The organism is Ginsengibacter sp. (genome assembly GCF_057362405.1).
Genome location: NZ_JBMQQG010000251.1, coordinates 1 through 11,505, shown reverse-complemented (window position 1 = coordinate 11,505; position 11,505 = coordinate 1). Strand labels below are relative to the sequence as shown.

At 40.6% G+C, this 11,505-nt stretch carries 6 protein-coding genes and 1 pseudogene; 4 read left to right on the top strand and 3 right to left on the bottom strand.

The genetic code is table 11. From position 1 onward, the window contains the following. A partial coding sequence (locus tag ACO1O5_RS21415; protein WP_486273924.1) for a chemotaxis protein CheB occupies window positions 1-2,558 on the bottom strand: 2,558 nt, incomplete at its 3' end. A 450-nt stretch (window positions 2,559-3,008) separates the two neighbouring features. Here ACO1O5_RS21415 and ACO1O5_RS21410 point away from each other — a divergent pair. Continuing rightward, window positions 3,009-3,599 carry a transposase gene (locus ACO1O5_RS21410; protein ID WP_486273922.1) on the top strand — a complete coding sequence of 197 codons (591 nt, stop codon included), beginning with the start codon at window positions 3,009-3,011 and terminating at the stop codon, window positions 3,597-3,599. 351 nt (window positions 3,600-3,950) lie between these two features. On the opposite strand, the gene ACO1O5_RS21405 is transcribed toward ACO1O5_RS21410, so the two are convergent. Then, complete coding sequence (locus ACO1O5_RS21405; RefSeq protein WP_486273920.1) at window positions 3,951-5,456, bottom strand: hypothetical protein; 1,506 nt, start codon at window positions 5,454-5,456, stop codon at window positions 3,951-3,953. Window positions 5,457-5,606: 150 nt separating this feature from the next. Between ACO1O5_RS21405 and ACO1O5_RS21400 the strand changes: the two genes are divergently transcribed. The 3 genes from ACO1O5_RS21400 (at window position 5,607) to ACO1O5_RS21390 (ending at window position 10,249) form a co-directional block, all read left to right on the top strand. Beyond that, window positions 5,607-5,759 carry a hypothetical protein gene (locus ACO1O5_RS21400; RefSeq protein ID WP_486273919.1) on the top strand — a complete coding sequence of 51 codons (153 nt, stop codon included), beginning with the start codon at window positions 5,607-5,609 and terminating at the stop codon, window positions 5,757-5,759. Window positions 5,760-6,083: 324 nt separating this feature from the next. Continuing rightward, complete coding sequence (locus ACO1O5_RS21395; RefSeq protein WP_486273917.1) at window positions 6,084-6,800, top strand: hypothetical protein; 717 nt, start codon at window positions 6,084-6,086, stop codon at window positions 6,798-6,800. A gap of 248 nt (window positions 6,801-7,048) precedes the next feature. After that, window positions 7,049-10,249, top strand: a complete 3,201-nt coding sequence (locus tag ACO1O5_RS21390; protein WP_486273915.1) for a T9SS type A sorting domain-containing protein — start codon at window positions 7,049-7,051, stop codon at window positions 10,247-10,249. Between the two features lie 749 nt (window positions 10,250-10,998). Here ACO1O5_RS21390 and ACO1O5_RS21385 read toward each other — a convergent pair. Beyond that, window positions 10,999-11,505, bottom strand: a pseudogene (locus ACO1O5_RS21385) (hypothetical protein); the annotation flags it as partial.

Below are 11,505 nucleotides of genomic sequence, written 5' to 3'. Positions count from 1 at the left end.
GCTTGCTCCGCTTCTTTTCTTGCCGTAATGTCATCGAATGCAAGCAGTATCCAGTTGGCACCGTTCTCTTTTTGTATAGGCTGGGGGTTAAAGGATATGGTGCGGGTTCCTGCTGCCGGAAATGCATAAGTAACCTCCCACTCAATAAATTTTTCGTTTCCTCTCTGAATTTTTACGAGGTGGCTTCGTAAGCCCGGTATATTCCAACCATTATTTTGTAAATCGAATAAGACGTTTCCTAACGTTTCTTCTTCAGTAAGGTGAAAATCCCGGTAGAAAGATTTATTGGCGCTTTTAATTCTAAAATCGTTGCCAATAACCATCAAGGGCTCGTGTATAGTGGAAACTATTGCTTCTGCGTATATCCTTGCCTCGTTATACAGTTCATTGCGGTCATACAGTTCCTGGTTTACGGTTATCAATTCTTCATTGGTGCTTTGCAACTCTTCCTTACTCGTCTCCAACTCTTCATTAAGGCTTTGCAGTTCTTCGCTCCCACTCAGCAGTTCTTCATTGGCGCTTTGCAATTCTTCGTTTACGGCCTCCTGTTCCTCCGTTATGCTCCGCATATCTTCCCGCACCTGTGTAAGATCTTTTTCCAGGTGTTGTATGCGGGTATCTTTTTCGTTCTTCAAACTGGTGGCAGTTTGCAGTTTATCACCTTCGTGCGGATTGTCAGGGGTTGTGTCTCTAAAAAGAATTAAGAAGTACAGATCAATTGAATTAATCAAGGGAACTACTTCAATACTAACGATTCTTTTCCCGTTATTAATAAGTATGCCGTGTTTTATAAAAGGCGTCTTTGTGCTTTTTGATTTCTGCAAGGCATTTCGAAGTTCGAATGATAAACCTTCACGGGCCATCTTAAGTACATTTAAACTTGCCCTGCCGGGCGAAGGTTCCAGGAAATCACCGGTTGATCCGCGGAATTGTACAATGTCGAACTGGTCATTTACAATCACGCCGGGCGGTGTGTATTTCGATAATAAAATATCGTCTGCATCTTTTTGAAAATCATCCTTCTTTCTTTCGGTTAAGCGAAAGCCATAGTCTTTATCTTTAAGTGTTTCTTCACGGCTTTCAGAAGCAACATTCATAAATCTTCCGGGGAAAGATTTTCGTGTATATAACTTATCCTTCACCCCGAATGGAAGAAAATATTCGGAAGAGCCGCCGGTAGTTTCTGATTTACCGAGCCATAAATATCCTTTTTGACTAAGGGCATAGTGAAAAATAGTAAAGGCTTTTTTTTGTAAAAAAGGTTCCAGGTAAATAAGCACATTGCGGCAACTGATTAAATCAATCTTCGCAAAAGGGGGATCCTTTAAAAAATTATGCGTCGCAAAAACACACATATCCCTGATTGTTTTTTTTACCTGGTAACTTCCATTTATTTTGGTAAAAAATTGTTTAATACGCTCTTCGCTTACCCCTTCTATCTCACTTGTATTATACACACCGGCGCGGGCCCTCGCAATTGATTTTTCTGAAACATCTGTGGCAAATATTTGTATCCTGGTATTGGAAATTTTATCGCTTAAATATTCGTGTATGCACATACCGATAGAATAAGCTTCTTTACCTATAGAGCAACCGGCTACCCAAACGCGTAGAGGATTCACAGAAGATTTGTCTTTGATTAATTCAGGCAATACGGTATCGCATAAATGTTCAAAAATTTTAGGATCACGGAAGAAAGACGTAACGGGTATCAGCACATCCTGGAATAAAATATCCTGTTCGGTCTTGTTTTGTTTCAGGTACCCCTGGTAATCGGCAATCCGTTCCAATTTGAGAATTACCATGCGGCGTAGAATTCGCCTGCGAATAGTGGTTTGCTTATAGTAGGTGAAATCAACACCATTGTTTATCCGGAGAATGGAAAGTATCTGTTTAAAACTTTCTTCTTCCGTTAGTTCTTTTGGTATAGCGTGTTCACTTGAGGGAAGTATGTTGAAGGTATTGTTTAGCTTCAGCAATTGCTTTGGAATTTCTTCAGGAGAAAGTATAAAATCAACCACACCCAATTTAATTGCGCTTTGCGGCATGGCGTCGTAACCAGCGGTGTCAAGGTCCTGCGCAAATGTAATTCCGCCATGGTCTTTAATATCTTTTAATCCCAACGTACCATCCGAGCCGTTGCCCGATAAAACAACACCAATCGCATGGCTTTGATGTACTTCGGCCAATGAAGAAAAGAATACATCAATCGGCATGTTTTTGTGGTCCTTTGGCCTTGGACTTAAATTTAAAACGCCATCAGTGGCTATTAGCATTTTATTTGCAGGAATAATATACACCTGGTTAGGTTCAACCTTTACATTATCGCTTATTTCATTAACCGGGATCTGCGTTTCCCTTTGAAGAATGTCGGGTAGCGAGCTGCTATGATCTGGATGCAAATGCTGAACTAATATATAGGCTATGCCAGAGTTTTCAGGTATGGCTTTTATTAATCTCTTAAATGCTTCCAGCCCCCCTGCTGAGGCGCCTATTCCTACGACAGGGAAAAGGTTTTTGGAAAGAATTTTTGTTTTGCTTATACCTGCTTTACTCATGGATTAGTTTAAAATTTAAATTCCCACACAATAGGGATTATATAGGCGACAGAGCAAAATGTTTCAAAAAATTCAACTTTCTTCAGTTTCAGTTTCTGAAACAAGCTTTCAGGAGATTATTGACGTCCCTTTCATTAGAGATAGGAAGGTAAGCTTTAATTAACCTAATATCACATATTTGTTAAGTTAATATATTAAGACTAACCTAAAAGTGACCTGACTGCAGTATAGTTTCGTACGATTTAAAATTGCTTTCAATAATAGCCGGACGCTTTAATTTAAGCTAACTAATACGGGTAAGTTAAAAAGAGTATAAGAACGGTCTGACCTGCGGTACCGGCCGGGAATAGCTGTCAGACCAAAGGTCGGACAGCGGGTGTTTAGCAAACGGTGTTTACCCGGTCTGACCTTCGGTGCCGGCCGGATTAAAAAAATTCTTAATTTCCCTTTATGAATATTATTGCAGATGAAACCTATCATATATATAACCAAGGAAACAACAAGGAAACTATCTTTTTAAAGAATAAAGATTATATTCAATTTCTTCGGCTTTTCAGAAAATTTGTTCTCCCCTTTAGTAAGGTTCTCGCTTATTGTTTAATGCCAAATCATTTTCATTTTCTTATACATGCTACAAAAGATTCCGAAAAAATAAGAAGGATTGGAAATATTGATTTGTGTGAGCTATCCAATGGTTTTCGTTTACTGCAAAGTAATTATGCCAGCTACTTTAATAAACATTATGAAAGGAGCGGATCTTTATTTCGCCAAAAAACAAAAGCTAAATCATTGACTGAAGGAGATATCCATCACGGCTTTATAGCATTTCAATATATTCATCAAAACCCTTTAAAAGCAGGTTTAGTTACAAGAATGGAAAGCTGGCTTTATTCATCATTTGCCGACTATATGAAATTACGCCATGGTACTTTATGCGACCAGGAACTTGCTTTTCAGCTCATTGGTTTTGATAAGGAAAATTTTGAAACAGAATCGTATAAATCAATAGATGAGAATTTAATTTTTAAAATTTTTAATTAGCTGCCGGACCGAACAGTCGGACAGCGATTCCGTGTAACCGGTCTGACCTACGGTGCCGACCGGGAATAGCTGGCAGTAAAAAAGAGGGGTGGACATAGATCCTCCCCTGATATAATCCAATATCCTATGAATAACCGATGAGAGTCACTCTAATAGTATGCCAAATAATTTAGTGCTGGTTTATAGGCTGGTATCTATATAGATAAAATAAACATCCCCAACATGGGAACAATGGCCTAATTAATTTTCTTAAGAAAATTTCTATTACGAATTTGACGACAATCATAAATAACAAGGCTGCCCGAAGTTACTAAAGAATAACATGGAACTGCATTACGCGGTTGAGACGGATCATTGATCCGATTCATAAATGGCCCCGTCGTCGAACTGTTTCACCAGTTTCATTTTCTTTACTTTGGTTATAAAATCTATTCCTACCAGGTCTGGGTTTTCGCCATCGTTAAACCAAACCACATAGCAATGCCGGTTATTTAAAAAATCGAGTATGGCAATTTTGTTTTCTTTATGTGGTAAAAAAAGTCCCTGCCTGCCCGTAAAGAAATAAATAGCGTCGTTGGCATCGGAATAAATGGTATATCCTTTTTTAAATGGCAAAGAATCTTTTTGAATATATAATACCGTCCGGGAATATCTCCATTGGTCTTCTGTATAGCCGGGTATTCCCGCATCCTTTACGCCGCCCCATGTTTCATAATCAGCCGCGAGCTGGCCATACTGAAAACACAAAAAAATAACAGCACCCAGCACAAACATCCACTTCCTGCTAACAGGGCTAACTTTTTTTGATAGGGCAACTACCCAGTTGCTGCAGCTCCATACTAACGGAATAAACGCGGGGCTTAAAAACCGGCTGTCTAAAGTTTCGAACCGTGAGATGCTTGCTATTATTATCATAAATGATACATATACCAATGCAAAGCATGCCGCTATATTCTCATAATTTACCAGGCGCCTGCTTCGAATGAATTGCCATGCGCAAATGAAAACAAGCACGCTAAATATAAAGAATGTAAGCAACGCGGCGCCAGTATAATTTCCATTGAAAAAGGGCAGCCAGTCATAAAACGCAGCGCCCGCATCGTGCATGTTTGCAACTAACGATGAAAATGATTTTTCGCGAATGCCCGTCATTGAACCGCCCACAAAATAGTTACGGGTAAGATTAATAATTAAAAGGACAGAACTTATTAAACCGAATAAAACACCATCTGTGATTTTTCTGCGCCAGGGTAACTTTGTGTCACACAATATTAATATACCTCCCGTTGCAATAATGGTAATTCCCGCATAACGGGTTACACACGCAAGTGACGTTATTATGGCGGCGGCAATTAAAACCTTCCTCGAATAGTTTTGAAAATACCGGTGCATGGCAATTATAAAAAGCAATAGCAGTAAAATAAAAATTGTCTCCGACCATAACATGGAATACACCTCCAGCAATCCCGGGCTTAATACGATACAACTCAGTATCGCCGCTTTATACCACTTTGACGTGTTTATGAATTTTCCGGTTACAAACCCGGATAAATAAATAATGATGGCAAAAAGAACTGCATTTACCATAGCGCCAAATACAAGAGGCTGCAGGCCCGTTATGAACATGATGGCACTGAGAAAAAGAGGATACAGACCGGGAAATTCCACTAATGAATAATTTCTGTAATCAACCAACCTGCAGGCTGATAATACATGTTGGGCAGTGGTTGTATACACCACACCATCGGGGCAAAGGCCAATGCCACCATGCCTCGTGTAGAAAAAAATTATAGTAAACCCCGCCAATGCGGCAATTAAGCTATCAATATTTTTTTTGAATGCGCTAAGGCGAAACATTTTGCTACAACAATGAAATAAAATGTAATTTATATTAAAGTAATTAGCTGCAAACATTTTGCCGCAGGTGAACCCGGAGGAAGTACCTTCTGACAATTAACACAACCTGGGATGGTAATACAGGCATGGTTGTCAATTAAATAACTTGGTATGAAAAAGTTAATATTTCTTGCCGTGCTGGTTTCTAGTGGAGCTTTTAATCAACGAGCTGGTGCACAGGTGAGGGTAAATGTAGATCTCAATATAGGTAATCAACCGGACTGGGGCCCGACGGAATTAAAAGCTATAGAAATAAGATTATAAAAGCTGCCTTCGGGCGGCCTTTATAATTTATATAAGGCAGAATTATTTAATCATTTTTTTTATGTTTATGCAAACCGGTTTATTGCCAGCGTCTTCACCTGGATACCGATAAATTTTTATATAAAAAATTTTATTGAATCTTGTATTTTAACTAAATAATTTTTATCTTGTTACTGTAAATATTCGATTGCATGTGCAGTATCGGGTTTGGTCCGAACAGAGAATATTACCACCTTAATAAAGTTGAATAATGAGTCTCTTCGTATGTTAGCCTGTAGGAGTTGTTGATCTGACTGTCTATACTTGCGGTTCATAACCTGTCTTGTGTTCTCAGAAGGAGCTTCAGCGCTGAAAGTGAGTTATGGAACATATTTCTTCTTAAAAGGTGTTTTTTTATTTATGGCCTTTTCTGCATCATCTACCCTCATAGTTTTGTGTGGCAAAACCGGTTCCGGCAAAACTTTGTTACTACAACACCTGGAAGAATCGGGTTACCCCGTTATTAATTTAGAAAAGATTGCTTCTCACCGCGGTTCCGCATTTGGCGGATTACTGCTGCCAGCCCAACCATCTCAAAAAGAATTTGAATATGAAATTAAAAAATCCGTTCTCAAACATGCTTCTTCACCATATATTTTTATTGAGCAAAAGCCATCTTCAATAGGTAAAAGAAAAATTCCCGAATGGTTGCTTGCAAAAATGAAAGATGGAATTCGCGTTCAATTAAATGTTGATAAAAAGACAAGGGTGAATAATATCCTCAAAGAATACAGAGCAGCAGGAAAGGAAAATTTTATTGATGGGTTGCAAAAATTAAAGGATCGTTTACCCGAAACCGTTATAGCGGAGATGAAATCATTATTGAATGCAGAGAACTATGAAGGGTTTATAGAAAAGATGCTGGATTATTATGATAACACGCTGAACTATCAGTTACCGGCCCGACCGAATATTATTTTAAATACACAGTCAGATGACATCCTATGCACTGCCGGCAATTTAGTAAAATTATTGCAGCAGGTCGGCGTTGCTATCTATTAATGAGTGGTAACGTGCCAGGAAAAATCGAGAGACGGTAGCAAACACAAACCGAACATTTATCGTAAGCAGTTTTCATTAAGTTTCCGCATTAACTACCGGGCCAGATCACTCCATTTTTGTAAAGGGATTTTAAGACAGCAATAGCGTTAAACACTATCGTGAAAAATAGCAAAGAAATGTTTGACATTTATGAGGATTTTAAGAATAATTGATATATTTAATTATAAATCACCTAATAACACTAACACATGAGAAAATTTTTACCTGCTCTTATTGCAATCTTCCTTTTTTCTGCAGCAAATGCGCAGAACAGTGGCGGAATAAAAGGGATAACCACCACCGGAATCAAGGGAATCCGAAAGTCTCTTCAGGAGGTGACAGCCCAGGAACGTCCCATTCCTCCGGGTTTTAAAGTACATCTTCGTCCTGAATTAGAAGGCCCCAGGCCGAAAGGTCAAAACCCGGATGCAAAACCTGTGTCTAAATTTGGAACGCTGGTTGATAAAAATCAAAATACCAATGCTCCGGCTTCGCTCAACACTCCAACCCAACAGGCGGCCAGTAATTTTCTCACTATATGGGGTTCGTACGCAAATGTGAGCGGACGAGAATCACCTTATACACCGCCGGATAACTGCGGCGATGTGGGTCCCACACAAATTATTGCAACAGCCAATTGCAGGTTGAAAGTTTTTACCAAGCCCTCTGTTACCGGGCCTGCTGCCACTACCGATCCTGGCACGTCTACGACAACTTTAAGTGCAGTAGCCAATATTGACCTAAATATATTTTTTTCAAACTCTGGCTTGGGTATTAGCGGTATAAGCGATCCTCATGTAAGATTTGACAGGCTTTCCCAACGTTGGTTTGTAGTGGCTATTGATATTAATCACAAAACAAATAATTATTGTTGTATTGCTGTTAGTGACGGGCCTACTATTAGTGGTACCGGCAGCTTTACATTTTATTATTTTAATGTTTCAGGAACAGGCGGTTCATCCACTGATTTTTTTGATTATCCAACCCTGGGTGTAGATCAAAACTCATTATATATTGGCGGGAATATGTTTGCCAACCAAACCAGGTTTTCCGGAAGCAATATGTGGGTGGTAAGTAAATCAAGCCTGATCAATGGCTCAATGACGGTAACAGGATTTCCACATAGTCTAACAAGTACTGATATGTACACGCCGCAAGGTGTTCATAACGATGATCCCGGAACTACATACGGATATTTTGTGGGCGCTTCTCAAACACAGTATTCAAAACTGGTTATCAGGAGAGTTTCTTACTCAGGAGGTACTCCCACATTATCAGGCGATCTTAATTTAGCTACCTCTACAACGTACACTCCAAAATCTGTACCCACGTTAGGCGGTACTTCTATTGATGGTGATGATCGCAGGTTATGTGCTGCAATGATTAAGAAAAATAAAATTTCGGGTGTAGCAAATTTATGGATAGCGCAGGGCACCTTATTAAACAGTTCAGGCATTGGCGGATCAGGTGGTGACAGAGATGGCGCTTTGTGGCTTGAAGTGGGAAACCTTGCAACCACTCCCACCATTTTGCAGGCTGCAACGTTATATGATGGAGTTAATCCAACTTCATCCGCCGTATATTATACGTATCCTACTATCGCTTTAAGTGGACAAGGACATGCCCTCATGGGATTTACTTCCGCGGGTCCTGCAAAATACGCCCAGGCTGCTGCTGCAGGCAGGTATAGAACCGATGCTGCCGCTACTTTTCATGCAGCAGCTGATTTTACTACTACCTCATCTACTTACAATCCTGGCGCCAGCAGGTGGGGAGATTTTACACAAACAGTGGTTGATCCCACGGACGATATGACGATGTGGACATTCTCGGAATATGTACCTACTACTGATTCCTGGGGTGTAAGAGCCGCTCAATTTAAAGCTCCTGCGCCGGCAACACCTGTCATCGCTACAACACCAGTATGCGGTGCCACCACAACGATTACGATAAACGGAACCTCTACCAATAATTCAGAATTTTTTGACCCGGGAGCTGGGTACAATCGTTTAGGGGTTACCGTTAGTGGAGGCAGCACTATTGGTGTATCTAACATAGTTTTTACAAGCCCCACACAAATTAAAGCTGACTTTAATGTACCTTCTAATGCATCTGCCGGACCATACACGTTAACCGTAACTAACCCTGACGGACAAACGTCAACTACAACATTTACTCTTAGCTGTTCAGCTCCGGTATGTGGCGATCCAACGGGTTTATCATCTGTGCCATCAACCACTAGTGCAACCGTAAGTTGGCAGACAGTTACAAATGCTATAAGCTATCACGTGCAATATAAAGTTACCAGTTCGGGCACGTGGCTGGATGCAGGGACGGTAAATAGTCCGGCAACATCTTTCGGCATTAGCGGATTAACTCCAGGGACAACTTATGATTGGCAGGTACAGGCAACCTGTTCGGGCGGAAGTGGAAATTATGTTGCTGCACAGTTTACTACTACGTCAACGGTAACCTGTAACCCTCCAACAACAGGGGTAGGCTCTTCTAATATTACCAGTACGGGTGTTACATTGAGCTGGGACGCTGTTTCTGGTGCAACCAGCTATGACGTACAATATGAAGTATCCGGTTCTGGTTCATGGACTACTGTAAATGCTTCTTCAACATCAAAAAATATTACAAACCTGACAGCGTCTACGCTATATGACTGGCAGGTAAGAACGAATTGTTCTTCAGGAAGCAGCGCCTATACGTCTGCTTTACAATTTACCACAAGTGCCGCAGGTTGTAATGATCAGTTGGAACCGAATAATACCTTAGCCACGGCGTCAGCTATTACTCCCGGCACGATTATAAATGCCGGGATTGCACCAAGCGGTGATGTGGATTATTATAGTTTTAGCACAAGCGGCGGTCAAAAAAATGTTAAGGTGACGCTTACTAATTTGCCGGCTAATTATAATCTCAGTTTATATAATAGCAGTGGAACATTGTTAGTTTCTTCCACCAATTCCGGTACTGCAAATGAAACCGTAATCAATAATAATAAAAAGCCAGGAACCTATATTGTAGAAGTGTATGGTGCAACCCCGGGCGATTATAGTTCAACACAATGCTATACTTTACAAGTAGTGACAGGTAGCACAACTTTTACAGCTAATGTTGCAGATGTATCACAAAATACAAATTTGGAACGAGGCGGATTAAATCTATACCCGGTGCCTGCTTCAACAGCCATCACTGTTTCATTTGATGCTTATGCAAAAGGTAAGGCTACTGTAGCTATCATAAATGAACTGGGCCAGGAAGTTTATAATAAACAGGTGAGCGTGAACAATGGCATCAATTTTAATAATATAGATGTTAGCTCAATTAAAGCCGGAGTTTATATTCTTAAAGTTAATAATGGTAAAGAAATACAAACCAGGAAATTGATTATTAGTAAATAGCTTCCAATTAGCTTCAAAAAATGCTGCCCTCAAAATGGGCGGCTTTTTTTGTGCCAGGCCTCGGGAAAATTTCGGAAATAATTCAAATTGCAGAAGAAGAGATTGCTCTATCGGTCAAATATTATAACCTCTCGACGGCATCCACCTTATCATACACCAAACCGCTTGAACCTTCTCCCCTTCCAACCTGCTTTCTATAGCCATATCAGTTTACTACAGAACCATTGTACCACCGGGTTCTTTGAAAAGTTGCTGAAAGCTGTACGCCGGCCCTGGGAACTTCTTCTTCATTTATAAAATAAGCTGTAGCCGGTGCATCGTCGTTGCCGATATCTTATACACCTTCCCGCAAAAATTGTATGAACGGCCGCACATGTGAAAAGGTTCCTTTAAAACGCCGTGGCATTGATGCGTGTTGTAATTTAATTTGACCGTTGGTAAAACAAAATCGGATTGAAGTCAATGAATATGGTATTTATGTTATTCGATGACTTCTTTTTATAGTTGAATAATTATATTTGCGTTTAGCCTTTGCCGGTATCTTAATGCGGTCTGACCTTCGGTGCCGCCCGGTTAGCTGTCAGACCAAAGGTCGGACAGCGGATGTTAAATTTACTTTACTCCTTTTTTCTGCCGCCGCCTCAGGCTCTTTATTGCGAAGCCGCTTAATAATTCCATAAAATTAAAAGAGATTGGGGGGAATCCGGTCTGACCTTCGGTGCCGACCGATAGCTGCATGGTTTAAACCCTTACCTCTTAACACCATCCACCTTATCGTACACCAACCCGCTTGAGCCCTCTCCCCTGCCAACCTGCTTTCTGTAGCCATACCAGTTTACCACAGCACCATTGTACCACCGCGTTCTTTGAAAGGTTGCTGAAAGCTGTACGCCGGCCCTGGGCACTTCTTCTTCATTAATAAAATAGGCATCTGCCTTTGCATCATCATCACCATCCTGCACACCTTCCCGCAAAAATTGCGTAAACGACCGTACATGTGTAAACTCTCCTTTAAAAAGTCGCGGCATTGATGCACGTTGCAATTTAATCTGGCGGTTGGTGTCATCAGTATGAACAGGGATAAAGGGAATCCAGTTTTCAGGAACGGTGTTGGTCAATGTATAGCGGAACATTGCGTTTACGTCTGTAACATCTGGCGGAGGAGTTGTATCAAGTTGATGCAAGGCATCAGTTATTGCCCTTGCGTTATTATTACCGTCAAGTGCGCTACCTAGTTCATCCGGCAAAGAAGTTTC

Bases quoted from the DNA above. Each gene is read 5' to 3' on its own strand.
- ACO1O5_RS21410 (WP_486273922.1), top strand. From the start codon at position 3,009: ATGAATATTATTGCAGATGAAACCTATCATATATATAACCAAGGAAAC.
- ACO1O5_RS21400 (WP_486273919.1), top strand. From the start codon at position 5,607: ATGAAAAAGTTAATATTTCTTGCCGTGCTGGTTTCTAGTGGAGCTTTT.
- ACO1O5_RS21390 (WP_486273915.1), top strand. From the start codon at position 7,049: ATGAGAAAATTTTTACCTGCTCTTATTGCAATCTTCCTTTTTTCTGCA.
- ACO1O5_RS21405 (WP_486273920.1), bottom strand. From the start codon at position 5,456: ATGTTTCGCCTTAGCGCATTCAAAAAAAATATTGATAGCTTAATTGCC.